Source organism: Citrobacter sp. wls829 (assembly GCF_005280825.1).
Lineage (GTDB): Bacteria > Pseudomonadota > Gammaproteobacteria > Enterobacterales > Enterobacteriaceae > Citrobacter > Citrobacter gillenii.
Map to the genome: position 1 here is coordinate 1 of NZ_SZWP01000063.1, position 19,161 is coordinate 19,161.

At 51.4% G+C, this 19,161-nt stretch carries 18 protein-coding genes; 10 read left to right on the forward strand and 8 right to left on the reverse strand.

Annotated elements, in window-relative coordinates:
* Positions 1-113: 113 nt before the first annotated feature.
* From aqpZ to FDW88_RS12370, 5 genes are all read left to right on the forward strand, one after another.
* Positions 114-809, forward strand: coding sequence for an aquaporin Z (aqpZ, locus tag FDW88_RS12350; protein WP_167456053.1), 696 nt, complete (start codon positions 114-116; stop codon positions 807-809).
* 269 nt (positions 810-1,078) lie between these two features.
* Positions 1,079-1,978 carry a lysine exporter LysO family protein gene (locus FDW88_RS12355; protein WP_096756557.1) on the forward strand — a complete coding sequence of 300 codons (900 nt, stop codon included), beginning with the start codon at positions 1,079-1,081 and terminating at the stop codon, positions 1,976-1,978.
* A 154-nt stretch (positions 1,979-2,132) separates the two neighbouring features.
* Positions 2,133-3,785, forward strand: a complete 1,653-nt coding sequence (gene hcp, locus FDW88_RS12360) for a hydroxylamine reductase (protein WP_096756556.1) — start codon at positions 2,133-2,135, stop codon at positions 3,783-3,785.
* An 11-nt stretch (positions 3,786-3,796) separates the two neighbouring features.
* Positions 3,797-4,765, forward strand: coding sequence for an NADH oxidoreductase (hcr, locus tag FDW88_RS12365; protein WP_137362641.1), 969 nt, complete (start codon positions 3,797-3,799; stop codon positions 4,763-4,765).
* A 315-nt stretch (positions 4,766-5,080) separates the two neighbouring features.
* Positions 5,081-5,671, forward strand: coding sequence for a GrpB family protein (locus tag FDW88_RS12370; protein WP_249354882.1), 591 nt, complete (start codon positions 5,081-5,083; stop codon positions 5,669-5,671).
* Positions 5,672-5,675: 4 nt separating this feature from the next.
* On the opposite strand, the gene FDW88_RS12375 is transcribed toward FDW88_RS12370, so the two are convergent.
* The 5 genes from FDW88_RS12375 to FDW88_RS12400 form a co-directional block, all read right to left on the reverse strand.
* Positions 5,676-6,218 (reverse strand): AAA family ATPase, encoded by a 543-nt coding sequence (locus tag FDW88_RS12375; RefSeq protein WP_137362643.1) that lies wholly within the window; start codon positions 6,216-6,218, stop codon positions 5,676-5,678.
* Between the two features lie 558 nt (positions 6,219-6,776).
* Entirely contained in the window at positions 6,777-7,430 is a 654-nt protein-coding gene (locus FDW88_RS12385) for a metalloregulator ArsR/SmtB family transcription factor (protein ID WP_137362644.1), read from the reverse strand.
* Between the two features lie 365 nt (positions 7,431-7,795).
* A complete protein-coding gene (locus FDW88_RS12390) occupies positions 7,796-8,236 on the reverse strand; it encodes a GNAT family N-acetyltransferase (protein ID WP_137362645.1) in 441 nt (146 codons plus the stop codon).
* 130 nt (positions 8,237-8,366) lie between these two features.
* Positions 8,367-9,071 (reverse strand): class I SAM-dependent methyltransferase, encoded by a 705-nt coding sequence (locus tag FDW88_RS12395; protein WP_137362646.1) that lies wholly within the window; start codon positions 9,069-9,071, stop codon positions 8,367-8,369.
* A gap of 156 nt (positions 9,072-9,227) precedes the next feature.
* Positions 9,228-9,680: an NUDIX hydrolase gene (locus FDW88_RS12400; protein ID WP_137362647.1), complete on the reverse strand. Its 453-nt coding sequence runs from the start codon at positions 9,678-9,680 to the stop codon at positions 9,228-9,230.
* Positions 9,681-10,350: 670 nt separating this feature from the next.
* On the opposite strand from FDW88_RS12400, the gene FDW88_RS12405 reads away from it, so the two are divergent.
* The gene (locus FDW88_RS12405) at positions 10,351-11,967 is read left to right on the forward strand and encodes an FAD-NAD(P)-binding protein (protein WP_137362648.1); all 1,617 of its coding nucleotides are present in this window, start codon (positions 10,351-10,353) and stop codon (positions 11,965-11,967) included.
* 74 nt (positions 11,968-12,041) lie between these two features.
* On the opposite strand, the gene FDW88_RS12410 is transcribed toward FDW88_RS12405, so the two are convergent.
* A complete protein-coding gene (locus FDW88_RS12410; protein ID WP_137362649.1) occupies positions 12,042-12,476 on the reverse strand; it encodes a DoxX family protein in 435 nt (144 codons plus the stop codon).
* Positions 12,477-12,627: 151 nt separating this feature from the next.
* On the opposite strand from FDW88_RS12410, the gene poxB reads away from it, so the two are divergent.
* The 4 genes from poxB to FDW88_RS12430 all read left to right on the forward strand — a co-directional run bounded on the left by poxB (position 12,628) and on the right by FDW88_RS12430 (position 17,937).
* Positions 12,628-14,346 (forward strand): ubiquinone-dependent pyruvate dehydrogenase, encoded by a 1,719-nt coding sequence (gene poxB / locus FDW88_RS12415; protein WP_137362650.1) that lies wholly within the window; start codon positions 12,628-12,630, stop codon positions 14,344-14,346.
* A gap of 36 nt (positions 14,347-14,382) precedes the next feature.
* Complete coding sequence (ltaE, locus tag FDW88_RS12420; protein WP_137362651.1) at positions 14,383-15,384, forward strand: low-specificity L-threonine aldolase; 1,002 nt, start codon at positions 14,383-14,385, stop codon at positions 15,382-15,384.
* A 10-nt stretch (positions 15,385-15,394) separates the two neighbouring features.
* Complete coding sequence (locus FDW88_RS12425; protein ID WP_137362652.1) at positions 15,395-16,825, forward strand: SDR family oxidoreductase; 1,431 nt, start codon at positions 15,395-15,397, stop codon at positions 16,823-16,825.
* A 98-nt stretch (positions 16,826-16,923) separates the two neighbouring features.
* On the forward strand, positions 16,924-17,937 hold the full coding sequence (locus FDW88_RS12430) for an NAD(P)-dependent oxidoreductase (protein WP_096756546.1): 1,014 nt from the start codon (positions 16,924-16,926) through the stop codon (positions 17,935-17,937).
* Here FDW88_RS12430 and FDW88_RS12435 read toward each other — a convergent pair.
* Entirely contained in the window at positions 17,934-18,764 is an 831-nt protein-coding gene (locus tag FDW88_RS12435) for an N-acetylmuramoyl-L-alanine amidase (protein WP_096756545.1), read from the reverse strand. The two genes, FDW88_RS12430 and FDW88_RS12435, sit on opposite strands and share 4 nt — an antisense overlap.
* A complete protein-coding gene (locus FDW88_RS12440) occupies positions 18,761-19,084 on the reverse strand; it encodes a heavy metal-binding domain-containing protein (protein ID WP_096756544.1) in 324 nt (107 codons plus the stop codon). The genes FDW88_RS12435 and FDW88_RS12440 overlap by 4 nt, the downstream gene beginning before the upstream one ends.
* Between the last annotated feature and the right edge of the window lie 77 nt (positions 19,085-19,161).

The following is a 19,161-nucleotide window of genomic DNA, read 5'->3' on the forward strand; positions in this document are numbered from 1 at the left end:
ATCAGGAACTTGTTCGCACCTTCCCTAGAATACACGCTCTTTAATCATCGTCCCTTTTAGCGATGAAATACCGGGCCAGGAAAACGAACCCGGAACTTTTAATTGAGGTGGTTATGTTCAGGAAATTAGCAGCTGAATTCTTCGGTACGTTTTGGCTTGTGTTTGGTGGGTGCGGAAGTGCCGTGCTGGCCGCAGCATTCCCGGAGTTAGGAATTGGTTTTGCCGGTGTCGCACTGGCATTCGGTCTGACAGTATTAACCATGGCATACGCCGTGGGACATATTTCAGGCGGCCATTTTAACCCGGCCGTGACATTAGGCCTATGGGCGGGCGGTCGCTTTCCGGCAAAAGACGTGATTGGTTATGTTGTTGCGCAGGTTATCGGCGGGATTGTTGCGGCAGCGGTGCTGTATCTGATCGCCAGCGGTAAAGCAGGCTTTGACGCCACGGCCAGCGGTTTTGCATCAAACGGCTATGGCGAACATTCGCCAGGCGGTTATTCCATGCTTTCTGCCATTGTTATTGAAATTGTGCTGACCGCAGGTTTCTTGTTAGTGATCCATGGCGCCACGGATAAACATGCTCCGGCAGGTTTTGCACCGATTGCTATTGGTCTGGCACTGACCCTGATTCACCTGATCAGTATTCCGGTAACTAACACCTCTGTAAACCCGGCGCGTAGCACCGCGGTAGCCCTCTTCCAGGGCGGTTGGGCGTTACAACAGCTGTGGCTGTTCTGGGTTATGCCGATTATCGGCGGGATCCTCGGTGGCCTTATTTATCGCACGCTGCTGGAAAAACGTGATTAATCGATAACGAAAAAGACCTGGCATTACGTCAGGTCTTTTCCTCCCCGCTTTATTTCCTTTTATTTGCAACTTTACTCCCCTCTTTGCTTTCAGTAGTGTGTATACCCGTCATACTTCAAGTTGCAGATGTGTTGGCTGCGCTCTTTCCCCCCAGTCACGTACTTATGTACGCTCCCGGGGATTCACTCCCTTGCCGCCTTCCTGCAACTTGAATTATTTAGGTTATAGTGGCGCATTTCGTCTTACTTCTCAGCAAGGACCGGGTTTTCATGTTTTCAGGGCTGTTAATCATTCTGATTCCACTTATTGTGGGCTATCTTATTCCGCTTAGGCACAGAGCGGCATTAAAACTCATCAATCGCCTGTTGAGTTGGATCGTTTACCTTATTCTCTTCTTTATGGGTATCAGTCTGGCGTTTCTGGATAATCTCGCCAGCAATCTGTTATCGATATTGCATTATTCTGCGGTCAGCGTGACGGTCATTCTGCTATGTAATATCGCCGCGCTGTTGTGGCTCGAGCGTTCACTTCCCTGGCGGCACAACCATCGGCAGGAAAAGCTGCCATCACGCATTGCCATGGCGCTGGAGTCGCTACAACTTTGTGGCGTTGTTGTGCTGGGGTTTCTGCTGGGACTCACCGGGTTCTCATTCTTACAGCACGCCACCGAAGCCAGCGAATATACGCTGATCTTTTTATTGTTCCTGGTCGGTATCCAACTGCGTAACAGCGGCATGACCTTAAAACAGATTGTGCTGAATCGTAGGGGGATGATTGTGGCCGTCGTCGTGGTGGCAAGTTCAATGCTGGCTGGCGTGATTAATGCGCTGATCCTCGGACTGCCGCTGAAAACCGCGCTGGCGATGGCCTCGGGTTTTGGCTGGTATTCCCTGTCCGGCATTCTGTTGACCGAGTCATTCGGTCCCGTCATTGGCAGCGCCGCCTTCTTCAACGATCTGGCTCGTGAGCTGATCGCCATTATGCTGATTCCGGGCTTAGTCGGCCGCAGTCGTTCCACCGCATTAGGACTGTGTGGCGCCACCTCAATGGATTTCACCCTACCCGTTTTACAACGCAGCGGCGGGCTGGAAATGGTACCTGCGGCCATCGTTCACGGCTTTATTCTTAGTCTGCTAGTGCCTTTGTTGATGGCCTTTTTCTCCGCCTGATACAGCACAAATACCCCTCTGGCGGTAGTCACCTACCGCCAAAATTGCGCTAAATCAATCTCCCTGCAAGTAGTAGCAGAAATCCCTTTAATCCCTTCGCGCGCAGGCATAACCTTAAACATGTATATTAAATATAACTTTAAAAGGTGTGACCATGTTTTGTGTGCAATGTGAACAAACCATCCGTACTCCGGCAGGGAACGGCTGCTCTTACGCGCAAGGTATGTGCGGTAAAACAGCAGAAACCTCCGATCTGCAGGATCTGCTGATTGCTTCCCTACAAGGTCTGTCTGCATGGGCTGTTAAAGCGCGTGAATACGGTATCATCGATCATGAAGTGGATAACTTTGCCCCGCGCGCATTCTTCTCTACCCTGACCAACGTTAACTTCGACTCTCCACGTATCGTCGGCTATGCCCGTGAAGCCATTGCCATGCGTGACGCCCTGAAAGCGCAGTGTCTGAACATTGATGCCAACGCAACGGTTGAAAACCCAATGGCTGACCTGCAGCTGGTGAGCGACGATTTGGGCGACCTGCAGCGCCAGGCGGCTGAATTTACCCCGAACAAAGACAAAGCGACTATCGGCGAGAACATTCTCGGCCTGCGTCTGCTGTGCCTGTACGGCCTGAAAGGTGCGGCAGCTTACATGGAGCACGCGCACGTTCTGGGTCAGTACGACAACGATATCTACGCGCAGTACCACAAAATCATGGCGTGGCTGGGTACCTGGCCTTCCGATATGAACGCTCTGCTGGAGTGCTCTATGGAAATCGGCCAGATGAACTTCAAAGTGATGAGCATTCTGGATGCCGGTGAAACCACCAAATACGGTCACCCAACCCCAACTCAGGTCAACGTTAAAGCGACCGAAGGTAAATGCATCCTGATTTCAGGTCACGACCTGAAAGATTTATACAATCTGCTGGAGCAGACCGAAGGCACCGGCGTTAACGTCTACACCCACGGTGAAATGCTGCCAGCACACGGCTATCCGGAACTGCGTAAATTCAAACACCTGATCGGTAACTACGGCAGTGGCTGGCAGAATCAGCAGGTTGAGTTCGCCCGCTTCCCTGGCCCAATCGTGATGACCTCTAACTGCATCATCGATCCAACCGTTGGTGCATACGACGACCGCATCTGGACCCGTAGCATCGTCGGTTGGCCGGGTGTGAGCCACCTCGAAGGCGACAACTTTGGTCCGGTTATCGCGCAGGCACAACAAATGGCAGGCTTCCCGTACAGCGAAATCCCGCACCTGATCACCGTAGGTTTCGGTCGTCAGACGCTGCTGGGTGCTGCTGATACGCTGATCGACCTGGTGAGCCGCGAAAAACTGCGTCACATCTTCCTGGTCGGCGGTTGCGATGGCGCACGCGGCGAACGTAACTACTTCACCGATTTCGCCACCAGCGTACCGGACGACTGCCTGATCCTGACCCTGGCCTGTGGTAAATACCGTTTCAACAAACTGGATTTCGGTGATATCGAAGGTCTGCCGCGTCTGGTTGATGCCGGTCAGTGTAACGATGCATACTCTGCCATCATCCTGGCGGTGACCCTGGCTGAGAAACTGGGCTGTGGCGTGAACGACCTGCCGCTGTCTCTGGTGCTCTCCTGGTTCGAACAGAAAGCGATTGTTATTCTGCTGACCCTGCTGTCTCTGGGCGTGAAAAATATCGTCACTGGCCCGACTGCACCGGGCTTCTTCACGCCGGACCTGCTGGCTGTGCTCAACGAGAAATTCGGTCTGCGTTCCGTGACCACCGTTGAAGAAGACATGAAGCAGCTGCTGAGCGCGTAAGGAGTTAAGTCATGACAATGCCAACCCATCAGTGCCCGTGGCGGATGCAGGTTCATCACATCCATCAGGAAACGCCGGATGTATGGACGATTTCGTTGCTGTGCCACGATTATTATCCTTATCGTGCCGGGCAGTATGCACTGGTCAGCGTACGTAACTCAGCGGAGACGCTGCGTGCCTACACCATCTCTTCAACGCCAGGCGTTAGCGAGTACATCACGCTGACCGTCCGCCGCATTGACGACGGTGCGGGTTCACAGTGGCTAACCCGTGACGTGAAGCGCGGCGACTATATCTGGCTGTCTGATGCCATGGGTGAGTTTACCTGTGAAGATAAAGCAGAAGACAAGTTCCTGATGCTGGCGGCCGGCTGTGGCGTGACGCCTATCATGTCGATGCGTCGCTGGTTGGCGAAGTACCGTCCGCAGGCCGATGTGCAGGTGATCTTTAACGTTCGTTCGCCGGAAGATGTCATTTTTGCCGACGAATGGCGCGAGTATCCGGTGACGCTGGTCGCTGAAAACAATGCCACCCATGGCTTTGTTTCTGGCCGACTGACCACCGACCTGCTGAAAAGCGTACCGGACTTAACTTCACGTACCGTGATGACTTGCGGCCCTGCTCCGTACATGGATCTGGTCGAAAAAGAAGTGAAAGCGCTCGGCGTAACGCGCTTCTTTAAAGAACAGTTCTTCACGCCGGTAGCGGAAGCCGCCACCAGTGGTCTGAAGTTCACCAAGCTACAACCGGCAAAAGAATTTTATGCGCCGGTAGGCAGCACGCTACTGGAAGCACTGGAAAGCAATAAAGTGCCGGTTGTCGCCGCATGCCGTGCAGGCGTGTGCGGCTGCTGCAAAACCAAAGTGGTTGATGGTAACTACACGGTTTCCAGCACCATGACGCTAACCGATGCGGAAGTCGCCGAAGGCTACGTACTGGCCTGCTCCTGTCACCCGCAGGGTGATTTAGTGCTGGCGTAGTTGCTGAGCATCTGAGATTAAAAGGCTGCCTGGTTATGCTGGGCAGCCTTTTTTTTGCTTGTGAGGCACGTATGTTGGTTTGCAGGTTGTGTATGTTGAGGTGATTGTCTGCTATGTGCCAAGAGCGGACATTCCACCTATGACAGTTCGCTTTGTGCTGTGAGTTCTTCGTTTCATGGCAACGTCCCCCTTGATTAAGGATAGCGTTGCATCGACCCATTGAACTCACAGCCAAAAGCGGTCGCTTGAGAGACATCCAACCCCATGTCCTGTACACTATTGTTCATAATTTGAATGATCTATGGGTATCAGTTTATGATTAGCAAAAAAGAGATGATGGAGCATTATGTCATCGACCCTCAGGACAGCTACTTTGTTAATGGTGTACCGCCGATTGAGAATATTACGGTCGTTGTTTATGATCCCTCGTGGCCGGAAATATATTCAGCATTCGAATCTAAAATTAAGAATAAATTAGGTTCGAATCTACTAAAAATTGATCATGTGGGTTCCACGGCAGTACCTGGTCTGGCCGCTAAACCCGTTATTGATATTGACGTGACGGTTGCCGATGCTGCGGATGAAGGAATATATTTATTAGCACTTGAAAACCTTGGATACGAACTCATTGTTCGTGAACCCCGCTTTCATGGCCATCGACTTTTTCATTATGAAAATCCTAGAGTTAACCTACATATTTTTACTCGGGACACCCCTGAAACAGATCGGCATTTGCTTTTTCGAGATTGGCTTAGACAGTCAGAAAAAGACTGTAAACTGTACGCTGATGCCAAATTTGAGGCAGTTAAAGGTTGCAGCTTTGACATTCAAAAATATCATGAAAATAAAAGTAAAGTGGTACACGATATCTATCAGAGAATTTTTAAACATTTAGGCTATATTTGATGTGCTATATATTAGAAAGGATAAAATCCACACGCTCCTCTACTGAAGCGCATGGTAATTCAATCAACTGATAGTCATACCTACGATAGGTTTTCACCATTGCGTGATATGTCGCGATGGCAACATCGAAAGATTGTTTGCGCTCTGTGTCCTGTACATATATGTCACGCCAGGGTGGTGCAATAAATACGATTCGGTTATAGCGAAATTTCTCGATGGCGTTCTCCAGATGCCTCGGTATGGTAAGCTCAGAAAGACGTAAATAACCCGCAATATCAGGAACACCACGATCAAAGAAGCAGGGTTGTGTTTGCCCCTCCGCTTCATGCCACGAACGCATTTCCCAGGATAGCATCAGCTCTGCAAATGCAGCCTGGTTGGCCCACGGTAATGCATCGCCGCCGATGTTAACCTGGTCTTGTATCACACCTCTTCCAGCTTCTTTAGAACACCAAAACCCTCGTTTTATAATCGTATCAATTATCGTACTTTTGCCTGACCCTGGGCCACCTGTAAGAATGAAACGATGTTGTAAAACTGATGGCATTGACTTCTCCTGAATATTTATTGATGCGATGAAGCTGCAATATACCTGTGATGGTTTGAATAACTACATCTTATCCTGAATAACTAAAAAGTGTAACTATCAGGGTGCGAATGACTAAATTTCGCTCTGAGGGACAACCATACTTAAATCTCCCACATTGCAGGAGATTTGAGTATGAACACGTCACCGTGGAACAAAGACCGCAGAGGGACTCTCGCTTATTTCAGTATTTATAAGTTTTCCATGGGGAATACCTGCAACCCACCGGCCAACCAAGTTCCAGTGGCTTTTACCGAAAACAAATTTTGATACCAGATCGCTGACAATTGTCGCAACAATACCGGCTCCCACCATGAGTGAAATCGCTTCAGATACCATTCAGAAAGTCCAAATTTAAGTAGTAATACAATTCGTACACCCAGAGTGCTCAGGGTTGTGCCAAGGCAACAACCATAACATCCATTATTCCATTGAACAATGGAATAATGGAATAATGGATGCAGTGATGAGCCAAACACCCCAAATCAAATATATCGTTGTTAATTAAGATAAAAAAACTTACGCGAATGCTCCTTCAACAGGAAAACCTGCTCGTCGCCATTCACTGATACCTTGAGGATAGATTGAACACGTAATCCCCTTGGCGGTAAGGGTTTGCATTGCCGCAATCGAGAGAAGGCAGTAAATGCCTCGGCAGTAAATGATCACTTCATGGTTATCATTAAAATTGAGTGCCCAGTCACTCACATCCTCAACCGGAACAGATTGCGCTCCTGGAATATGGAAGGTTTCGAACTCATCTTTTGGGCGAACATCAACTAATACACAATTACCTGCATCTAACTTATTGATTAATTGATGAAGGGATATCGAATGTTCTGAAACCATATGCAGGGCGGTCTCCGTCTCGGGATAACCTATCTTTGCTGTAATATTCTTTACGTGATCGAGGAGCTGTGAAACTCCTTTATCAGCGATTGAATAGAATACTTTAACACCGTCCTTGCGGGCGCGAACAACACCTGCATTTTTCAGGATCTGCAGGTGAGCAGAAACTGAAGTGATTCCGACATCGAGACTAATCGCCAGTCTTTCTACAGACTTTTCACCATGAGACAGCAATTCAAGTAACTGCATGCGTCTGCCATTGCCGAGTGATTTTGCGATATCAGAGGCTTTATCAAAAAAATGTGAATCTAATTCGCTAGTCATAGTTTCGCGTGCTCAGGTGTTAAGTAAGGAAATGATACCCATCAGCCTTCACTTCTGCTGGGAACTGCTTGCTGAAAGGGTAGGTAAGTGTCGTTTATTTAATGTCTGATTCTACATTAATCCATCACTCTATGGAATTATGTAGCATAAAACCTTAGAGGCATCTGCTTGCTGTGCTGACAGAAACAGTATGTTTTGAATGGGGCACTACGCGCGTGAACGCAAAAAAAATTACTACAAAATAGAAAGACAAATCCTCATTGAGGAGACCACTTTCGTCCGCTCCTCACTCACAGCGGACCTTCAGCTCAGTCAGCAATGTCCGCTGCGTGCCAGGAGCGGATATTAAAGAAGAGGATCTTTGCTTAAACGCAGCGGGGTTTCTCCAATCTAATATCAGATTCACTAATATTTTCTTTTTTAACCCAGCCCAGTCGCATGTAAAATTTTGCCGCACGACTGTTTTTGTCGGTTTCAAGCCAGACTGCCTTATGGTGTTTGAATAATTCCTGCTCTGCGAGGTCAACAAGGCTGCGACCTACACCTCTGCCTTCATATTCAGGGAGAACAAAGACCGCAAAAAGACATCCTTCATCTGGCAAAATCATCGAGAAACCAATCACTTTTCCGTCATCTACGGCAACCCATGCGCAATGACTTTTCTCAATCATATCGGTGACAGCGCTCTCGGTAATTCCCATCTGCTCCATTTCTTCTCGACTGAGATGATTTTCTTTAACCGAAGTTCTGACTTCAAAAATACCCTCTATATCAGTGGATAGAGCTAATCTTGTCCTTATATCCATTTGTCTTATTCCATGCTTGAGACAGTTTAGTTTTGATGATCAGGCAGTGATATCCTCTGAGGATATAGAATCCTGAGTAAAATTGCCGCTGATGTCCGCCTCTTGCTCAAAGCGGATCCAAAGTCAGCTTTTAACCACTCGATTCTTGTTGCAAATCACCGAGTGATGAGTTCACCGAACATACCAGTGTGGCATGATCCCACCACACATTGTTATTCACTCTTATTGCAAGCACGTTAAATTGTGCTTTCTGTATCTCATCAATTAAAGCCGGGAGTGGTTTCAGAGTACGCCAGGGTTGACCATCTTTCACTAAATGGTGCCTGACCGGATCATAAGAACTAATGTCGGCCGAATAACCGGGGGTTCCGCACATGGAACTGATCACAAAACGACCTCCGGGTTTGAGCAATCTCTTCACCTCTGCGAAAAAGAGAACCCGGTCATTATCTATCAGGCAATGCAAACAACTGCCGTCAATAATCAACTCAAACGTTGAGCCCTTACATTGATGTATACAGCAAACATTTCCGACAAAAAATTGTGCGGAGATACCAGCTTGCTGAAAACGCTTTTCTGCCCATCTGATAGCAGTCTCAGAAAAATCCACACCCCACACAGAATACCCTCGTTCAGCAAGGGACTGTGATGCCATAGCTCCGTTACCACACCCCATTTCAAGTACCGGCGCACCTGACCGGGGTAAATAGTGATGTAAATTGAGCCAATGAAAGATGTTTTCCTGCTGTTTTTTTGCCCTAATATAACCTTCGCCAGCCCAAGCGACAGCTCCGTTTGCTATCAGTTGCCTGTATTGATGTTCATAGGGATTCATATTGAAGACGCCTTTTTTGCAACAATCCGCTTCACGTTTTACGCCATTTGTCGATGAAGTGAAGTTTATGGGCCTGGGTGCCAGTAATATCAGTAGACTTCACGACTCTTCAAGGGCCGCTTCATTCCAGAAGCGAAATCCAAGCCGTTCAGAGGGTTAAGTGCTGGGAAAGCCTTCAAGTATGTTAATTATCAAATCGAGTGGGAAGATAATTTCATTGGTCTGTCTGAGCTCTTCTAAGTTCCACCAGTAGTGATCGCGAATGACTTCTTTTTCGTTGTTACTCCAACCTGATCGGTCAATATCTGATTTATCTGCACTAATAATAAAGAAACGTTCTTCAGCAAGAACGTTTTCACCACTTGGCAGCATCATAGGGAAGGTTCTGGAGGCTATTTGTGATCCTGTAGTTCTTCTTGTCAGGCCCGTTTCTTCAAATAATTCACGTAACGCCGCCTGCTCAAAAGACTCGTTGTGCTCAAGTCCTCCCCCTGGCGTTGCCCAGTATGTTTTCCCTTCCAGAGCATCATCTTTATGGCAGAACCTGAAGAGCAGAACATGATTTTCAGGTGAAAGGACTATCAATCGAGAGGCAGGGCGAGTACGCATATCTTCCCTCTTAAATAAAATTTAAACTCTTATTTCGGATGTTCATCTAAACATAAATTGCAGTCTGCAAGTACACATTGAGAATACTTTTTCTTGCCACGTCAACTGCGTTTATCGTCTTCTCTTTGCTCAAAGCAGACTGCCATCAATCACTAAAATTTTTGAAAAAATTGGTACTCTTCGTAAAGGTCTTCTTGAGTTCGACATTTTCCAACATCAACACCGCCGCCTAAAAAATCCAGCCAATCGCTGGGTTCAGATTGCTGACAAAAGTATCTTCGGGTAGCCCGGCCGAACAAAGCGACGCCAGGAACATCCCGGAGTCGGTACTTATGCGCCTCGTCCGGGCTACTCGGGGATGCCCCCTGATACCGCGCCTTCCTTTATCCCACTGCTTTCACCGCCAACTTCGGTATCAAACCCGGCCTCCCGCACCCCCTTGCCGCTCAACTTCAGCGCAGGCGTGCTGGTACGCGGTTAGGTACATAACCCATGGCGTAAAGACTTTTATTTTTAACAGGTTACTGAGAAATTGATGAATCTGTGTGGGGATCGTAGTCGCAAAAAGGTGAGCATAAACATTTCACCCCTCAATTTTTCAACCACAATTAACATTCACAAACTAATCAATATCCCCGACCATCGTCGAGCTTTTCAAAAAAGGATCCCCATGAAAAAAGTGGCCATCGTCGGCGTCGGCCCCACTGGAATCTATACCTTCCATGCCCTGATTGAACGCGGTGAACCGATGACCGTGCAACTCTACGAGCAAGCGGAAGAAGCGGGTGTGGGCATGCCTTACAACAACGACAATAACGCGGACCATATGCTGGCGAATATTGCCAGTATTGAAATCCTGCCGATTTACATCACCTATCTGACGTGGCTACAAAACCAAAGCGATGACTACCTGACACAATTTGGTATTGAACGCACGTCGTTGCATGAACGGCAATTTTTACCCCGCGTGATCCTTGGCGACTATTTTCGCGATCGCTTTTTAGCCATTGTCGATAAAGCCCGTGAGTCCGGTTTTGAGGTTTGTGTTCATGAATCCAGCGAAGTCACCGATCTGCGCGCAAACCCGCAGGGTGTTACGTTGTGGGTAAACCACGCACCACAACCTGTCGAGGTGGATTTTGCAGTTATCGCCACCGGCCATCTGTGGCCTGAGGGAGACGACACACCACGTGAGTTTTTCCCCAGCCCGTGGACCGGCCTGATGGACGCACAAATTAACGCCTGCAGAGTGGGCATTCTGGGTACGTCGTTAAGCGCTATCGATGCGGCAGTAGCCGTGGTCAGTCAACATGGCGCCTTCACCACCGATGCTGATAACACCCTCCATTTTACGCGCAAACCCGGTAGTCAAAGCCTGAAGTTGACTCTGATGTCACGCAGCGGTGTGCTGCCGGAGGCCGATTTTTACTGCCCTCTCCCTTATGAACCGCTGAACATCGCCACCGGTCAGGCGATTGAACACGTCATTGAACAGGGCCAACGCGGATTACTGGATCGCCTCTTCTCGCTTATCGTCAAACAGCTGCAAGACGCGGCACCGCAGTGGAGCCAGCAGATAGCGCTTGAGACGCTGACGGCAGATACGTTTTCTGACATCTATTTTGCTGACCGAATTCAGCACAATGCTTTTGACTGGGCGAAACGCAACCTGCAGGAAGTCGAACGCAACAAGCGGGAGCAACGCACCGTCACGTGGCGCTATACCCTGCTGCGGCTGCATGAGGTCATCGAACAGGTCGTGCCTCATCTTGACGATGGCGACAGAGAACGCTTCAAGCACGGTCTGGCACGCGTGTTTATCGATAACTATGCGGCGATCCCTTCGGAATCCATTCGCCGCCTGCTGGCGCTGCATGAGGCCGGGTTAATTGAAATCCTCGCGCTGGGCTCGGATTATCAACGCCAAAATGAGCAAGGTATGACGGTTATTTACCACAACAATCAGCGTAGCGAATTTGATGTGTTTATTGATGCCCGAGGGCAAAAAGCGTTGAAGAGCAAAGATATCCCGTTCCCCACGTTGCGCCATCAACTCCTCGCCTGTGGTGATGAGATCCCGGATATCAGCGAAAATTATACGCTGCGTGCGCCAAAGGACGCCTGTGGTCGCATCGCCTTTGGCGGGCTGCCATGGCTAATGCACGACCGCCCTTTTATTCAGGGTCTGGTCGTCAGCGCTGAAATCGGCGCAGCGATGGCAAACGCCCTGACACAAGGCACGGTGGGACGTCGGCGAAAACGCTGGGACCGTAACGAGGAAGACTAACGACCTGATAGAATCAGGAGGCGAGCAGCAATGTAACTACGTTGTCGCCTCCGCATTTGTCGTCCGATGGTAAACTAGCGCCAGGCCGACTGACCGCCCAACGCGTATTTTCCGGCACCCAAAAATGCCACCGCCAGTGCGCCAATAAAGAAATACACCAGGCTTTCAATAGCCCATGCGCCGGTTTTATCCAACGACCAGGTTTCACCCATTCCAACCATCAGCCACGCGACAACCATAGTCAATGCCAACCCTAATGCAGCCGGACGCGTCAGAATGCCGAGAATAATCAGGCACGGTGCCAGCACTTCGCCAAGCAAAACGCCGTAGGCAATGAAACCCGGAAAACCTTTCGCTATTAGCATGCCGCTAATGCCATCAATTCCGGCAAACAGTTTATGCAGACCGTGAAACAGCATCAGTCCCCCCACCGCCAGGCGTAACAAAAACTTGCCAAAGTCCTCATGCGTCAGCATGCGATTTACTGCATTTAATAAGTTCGTAACCATTTGAATTCGTTCCTTGTTTGCCATGTCCACAGTCAAGCTACGCGTTATCTTCGTCAAATGTAAGCTGCCGAAAATAAGGGGTAATGAGAAGCATAACTATTATCTTCATCTAAACTTGTAACCGGTATCACATTAAAGGAGATGGAAAACCATGAAACAAACGGTTGCCGCTTTTATTGCTAAAACGCTTGAACAGGCTGGTGTGAAACGTATTTGGGGCGTAACGGGTGATTCACTGAATGGTCTTAGTGACAGTCTCAATCGCATGGGAACGATCGACTGGATGCCTACCCGGCATGAAGAAGTTGCCGCCTTCGCCGCAGGCGCGGAAGCGCAACTGACCGGTGAACTGGCGGTGTGTGCCGGTTCATGTGGACCGGGAAACTTGCACCTGATTAACGGCCTGTTTGATTGCCACCGCAACCATGTCCCAGTGCTGGCGATTGCCGCACATATCCCCTCCAGTGAAATTGGCAGCGGCTATTTTCAGGAGACCCACCCGCAAGAGTTGTTCCGCGAATGTAGCCACTATTGCGAGCTGGTTTCCAGCCCTGAACAGATCCCACAGGTGCTGGCGATTGCCATGCGCAAAGCGGTGTTAAACCGCGGTGTGTCAGTCGTCGTGCTCCCGGGCGATGTTGCGCTGAAAGCCGCGCCGGAAAGTGCCAGCACGCACTGGTATCATGCGCCGTTACCGGTGGTTACCCCGGCGGAAGAAGAGATGAGAAAACTGGCGCAACTGCTGCGCTATTCCAGCAACATTGCGCTGATGTGCGGCAGTGGTTGCGCGGATGCGCACAAAGAGCTGGTGGAGTTTGCCGCAAAAATCAAAGCGCCGATTGTCCACGCCCTGCGCGGCAAAGAGCACGTCGAATATGACAACCCCTACGATGTGGGTATGACCGGACTGATCGGTTTTTCATCCGGTTTTCATACCATGATGAATGCCGACACGCTGCTTTTACTGGGCACCCAGTTCCCCTACCGTCCCTTCTACCCCACCGACGCAAAAATTATTCAGATTGATATCAATCCGGCAAGCATTGGTGCGCACAGCAAGGTGGATATGGCGCTGGTGGGGGATATCAAAGCCACGCTGCGTGCCCTGCTGCCGCTCGTAGAAGAAAAAACCGACCGTAAATTCCTCGATAAGGCCCTGAGTGATTATCGCGATGCGCGCAAAGGACTGGATGATTTAGCCAAACCCAGCGAAAAAGCCATTCACCCGCAGTATCTGGCGCAGCAAATCAGCCACTTCGCCGCTGATGACGCCATCTTTACCTGCGATGTCGGCACCCCCACGGTGTGGGCCGCGCGCTATCTGAAAATGAACGGCAAGCGCCGCCTGCTCGGGTCGTTTAATCACGGGTCGATGGCGAACGCCATGCCGCAGGCGCTGGGTGCACAGGCAACGGAACCCGGACGCCAGGTGGTCGCCATGTGCGGCGACGGCGGCTTCAGCATGCTGATGGGCGATTTTCTTTCGGTGGTGCAGATGAAGCTGCCGGTGAAAATCATCGTGTTCAATAACAGCGTGCTGGGCTTTGTCGCAATGGAGATGAAGGCCGGTGGGTATCTGACCGACGGAACGGAACTGCACGACACCAACTTTGCCCGCATTGCCGAAGCCTGCGGGATCACCGGTATCCGCGTGGAAAAATCGTCGGACGTCGATGAGGCGCTGCAAAGAGCGCTGTCGATTGATGGCCCGGTGCTGGTCGACGTGGTGGTCGCGAAAGAAGAGCTCGCCATACCGCCGCAAATCAAACTCGAACAAGCGAAGGGTTTCAGCCTGTATATGCTGCGCGCTATCATCAGCGGACGCGGTGATGAAGTGATCGAACTGGCGAAAACCAACTGGCTAAGGTAAAACAGTGGGCATTACCTCACTTAAAAAGGAATGCCCGTGATCGACCTACGTAGTGATACTGTCACCCGCCCGAGTCGCGCCATGCTGGAAGAGATGATGGCGGCCCCGGTCGGGGACGACGTCTACGGCGACGACCCTACCGTCAATGCCCTTCAGCAGTATGCCGCTGAACTTTCTGGTAAAGAAGCGGCTATTTTCTTACCGACCGGCACCCAGGCAAATCTGGTGGCGCTGCTCAGCCACTGTCAGCGCGGCGAGGAGTACATCGCAGGCCAGGGCGCGCATAACTATTTATACGAAGCCGGTGGTGCCGCGGTGCTCGGCAGCATTCAGCCACAGCCTATCGACGCCGCGCCGGATGGCACGCTGCCGCTGGACAAAGTCGCCGCTAAAATCAAAGCCGATGATATTCATTTTGCCCGTACCCGCCTGCTCAGTCTGGAAAACACCCATAACGGTAAAGTGCTGCCGCGTGAGTATTTGAAGGAGGCCTGGGAATTCACCCGCGAACGAAATCTGGCGCTGCACGTTGACGGCGCGCGTATTTTTAACGCCATCGTCGCCTACGGTTGTGAGCTTAAGGACGTCACCCAATATTGTGACTCGTTCACCATTTGCCTCTCCAAAGGGCTGGGGACGCCGGTCGGGTCACTGCTGGTCGGCAGCCATGATTACATCAAACGTGCGATTCGCTGGCGCAAGATGACCGGCGGCGGTATGCGCCAGGCCGGTATTCTGGGGGCTGCCGGGCTGTATGCGCTCAAAAATAACGTGGCGCGTTTGCAAATTGATCACGACAACGCTGCCTGGATGGCAGAACAATTGCGTGAAGCGGGTGCCGACGTTATGCGTCACGACACCAATATGCTGTTTGTCCGAGTGGGTGAAGAACACGCTGCTGCGCTGGGCGAGTACATGAAATCTAAAGACGTGCTGATTAACGCCTCGCCGATTGTGCGTCTGGTGATGCATCTGGACGTTTCGCGTGAACAACTTGCTGAAGTCGCCGCTCACTGGCGTGCTTTTTTAAACCGCTAAGGAGACCGGCGTGCCGCAACGGATTTTGGTACTTGGCGCCAGTGGTTACATTGGTCAACATCTGGTAAAAGCGCTCAGCCAGCAAGGGCATCAGGTGCTGGCGGCGGCACGTCGCATCGAGCGACTGGACAAACAGCAACTGCCCAGCGTCAGTTGTCATAAGGTTGATTTAAACGAACCAGATACCCTGACGCCGCTGCTAGCCGACGTTGATACGGTCTATTACCTGGTGCACGGGATGGGTGAAGGCGGTGATTTTATCGCTCACGAGCGTCAAGTGGCGCAGAATGTCCGCGATGCCCTGCGCCATACGCCCGTCAACCAGCTGATTTTCCTGAGTTCCTTACAGGCCCCCAAACATGAACAGTCCGATCACCTGCGCGCACGGCAGATAACGGCTGACACGTTGCGCGAATCCGGCGTCCCGGTTACGGAGTTACGGGCGGGTATTATCGTCGGCGCGGGCTCTGCGGCCTTTGAGGTGATGCGTGATATGGTCTACAACCTGCCGGTACTCACCCCGCCGCGCTGGGTACGATCGCGTACCACACCGATTGCACTGGAGAATCTGCTGTACTATTTAGTTGCGCTGCTGGCGCACCCGGCAAACGGCCACCGCGTACTCGAAGCGGCGGGGCCGCAGGGATTAAGCTATCAAGAGCAGTTCGAACATTTTATGGCGGTCAGCGGCAAGCATCGCCTGCTTATCCCCATCCCTTTCCCGACCCGCTGGATTTCAGTGTGGTTTTTAAATGTGATCACCTCGGTTCCACCGACGACCGCCCAGGCGCTGATACAGGGCCTGAAACACGATCTGCTGGCCGATGACACCGAACTGAGGGCATTGATCCCCCAAAAGCTCATCGCCTTTGACGATGCGGTACGCAGCACGCTGAAGGAAGAAGAGAAACTGGTCGACTCCAGCGAGTGGGGATACGACGCGCAGGCCTTTGCCCGCTGGCGACCGGAATACGGCTATTTCGCCAAACAGGCCGGGTTTAGCGTCGAGACATCCGCCAGCCTGAAGGCGCTGTGGCAAGTGGTGAATCGCCTCGGCGGCAAAGAGGGCTATTTCTTTGGCAATATTCTGTGGAAGACGCGCGCAGCCATGGATCTGCTGGTGGGGCATAAACTGGCAAAAGGTCGGCCGGAGCGTCCGCTTTTACAGGTCGGCGATACCGTGGATAGCTGGAAGGTTATTATCGTCGAACCGGAGAAGCAGCTAACACTGTTATTTGGTATGAAGGCGCCAGGACTCGGTCGTCTGAGTTTTACCCTGGAAGATAAAGGCGATCGCCGTCGCATTGACGTCCGCGCCTGGTGGCACCCGCACGGTATGCCCGGTCTGTTCTACTGGCTGCTGATGATCCCGGCTCACCTGTTTATTTTCAGGGGGATGGCAAAGCGTATCGCCAAACTTGCAGAACAAATCACAGACTAAAGACAAAAAGAGGCTGTATTCTTTCATGTTTCCCATTGCATACAGGCGTAATTCACGGAAGAATGCGCACGAAGTTCTATTAAACACAGCGGATTGATATGAAGGTACTGGTTACCGGAGCCACCAGCGGCTTAGGCCGAAACGCGGTTGAGTTTTTACGCAAGAAAGGCATCAGCGTCAGAGCTACCGGTCGCAACGAAGCGATGGGTAAGTTGCTGGAGAAAATGGGCGCAGAATTTGTGCATGCGGATTTGACCGAGCTGGTCTCTTCGCAAGCAAAAGTGATGCTCGCAGGCATCGACACACTGTGGCACTGTTCCAGTTTTACCTCGCCGTGGGGAACACAGGAAGCCTTTGACCTGGCTAACGTCCGCGCCACCCGCCGTCTGGGCGAGTGGTCGGTTGCCTGGGGCGTGCGTAATTTTATTCATATCTCCTCCCCGTCGCTCTATTTTGATTATCACCACCATCGCGATATCAAAGAAGACTTTCGCCCACACCGCTTCGCCAACGAATTCGCCCGCAGTAAAGCAGCCGGCGAAGACGTGATTGCGCTGTTAGCCCAGGCCAATCCGCAAACTCGCTTTACGGTACTACGTCCGCAGAGCCTGTTTGGCCCGCATGATAAAGTTTTTATCCCCCGCCTGGCGCACATGATGCATCACTATGGCAGCGTCCTGCTCCCACACGGCGGCAGCGCACTGGTGGATATGACCTACTATGAAAATGCGATTCACGCGATGTGGCTGGCAAGTCAGGAAGCCTGTGACAATCTGCCATCAGGTCGCGTGTATAACATTACCAACGGTGAGCATCGCACGCTGCGCAGCATCGTGCAGAAGCTGATTGACGAACTGAATATTGATTGCCGCATCCGCTCCGTGCCTTATCCAATGCTGGACATGATTGCCCGCAGCATGGAGCGTCTGGGGAATAAATCGGCGAAAGAACCCAAGCTCACACACTACGGTGTCTCAAAGCTCAATTTTGACTTTACGCTGGACACCACCCGCGCCCAGGAAGAGCTAGGTTATCAGCCTGTCGTGACGCTGGATGAAGGGATTGAGCGTACCGCGGCCTGGCTGCGCGACCACGGTAAGCTGCCGCGTTAACCTTGCCCGTATTTCTCCAGTAGCGCTTCGGCAATGGCCTGCGTTTCGGCATCCGCCACGCCGTTCCACAACGCCGGGCGGAAGTGCATCTGGAACGCCATAATCACCCGCTGCTGTTCACGCGGCGTCAAGTCCGGTTTCACCTCGTAGCCGTAGCGCGACAGCAAATCAAGTAACGATGCGGTGTCCACCGGCGTATGGGGTGCGCGTCCGCCAAGATAAAACGCGACGCGCTGAGCATCCGGCCAGGCGCCAATACCCTGCGCGGCCAGTTCACGCCACGGAAACAGCGGGCCGGGATCGTCTTTACGCTGCGGAGCAATATCCGCATGCGCCACCACGTTCTGCGCCTTGATGTCGTAGCGGGCAATAATGTCCTTTGCCAGCGGGATCAACGCCTGGATCTGCGTCGCTTCAAATGGCGCAAAATATTTCACGCCCGCTGATTTTTGCCAGCCACGGTTTTCCAGTTCAATCCCAATCGACGTGTCGTTAATCCGCGTAGCGCCTCGCCAGAAGCTGATCCCTGCATGCCAGGCCAGATCCTTTTCCGGGACCAGCTGCCAGATCCGCGGCTTGCCGCCGTGCAGCGGTGGTACTGCCGGGATCAGATAGTGCGAGCTGACGTTTTTATCCGTCAGCGTGGCCAGCGATGAGTCAAAATCATCAGCCGTGTAGTGAATTACCAGCACTTTAATGCGTGGATATGCCGCCTGCGCCTGGCGTCGGGTATCCAGTTGATACCCGTCTTTGTCAACAATACCTGACTCGCGCGCACAGCCCGTCAGTAACACGGCAAATGCCAGCAGCCATAACAGACGCTTCATCGGCGAGTTTTCACCGCAGTACCGCTGACGCTCACCATCAGCATGCTGCCATCTTTACCCACGGTTTCGTAATCAATATCAATACCAACGACCGCATCTGCTCCCAACGCTTTCGCCTGTTCGCCGAGTTCCTGAAAGGCAATTTCACGCGCTTTGCGCAGCTCTTTTTCGTATGAGCCAGAGCGACCGCCGACAATGTCCCGGATCCCGGCAAAAAAATCGCGAAAGATATTCGCGCCTAAAATCGCTTCACCGGTTACCACACCGCAGTATTCCACGATGCTTTGCCCTTCCAGCGTAGGGGTGGTCGAAAACTGCATGGTATATCTCCTTATTACGCTAACAACGCTGCCTTAAAGCATTATCGAACCAATACCCTATCATTGAAAGGTTCCGA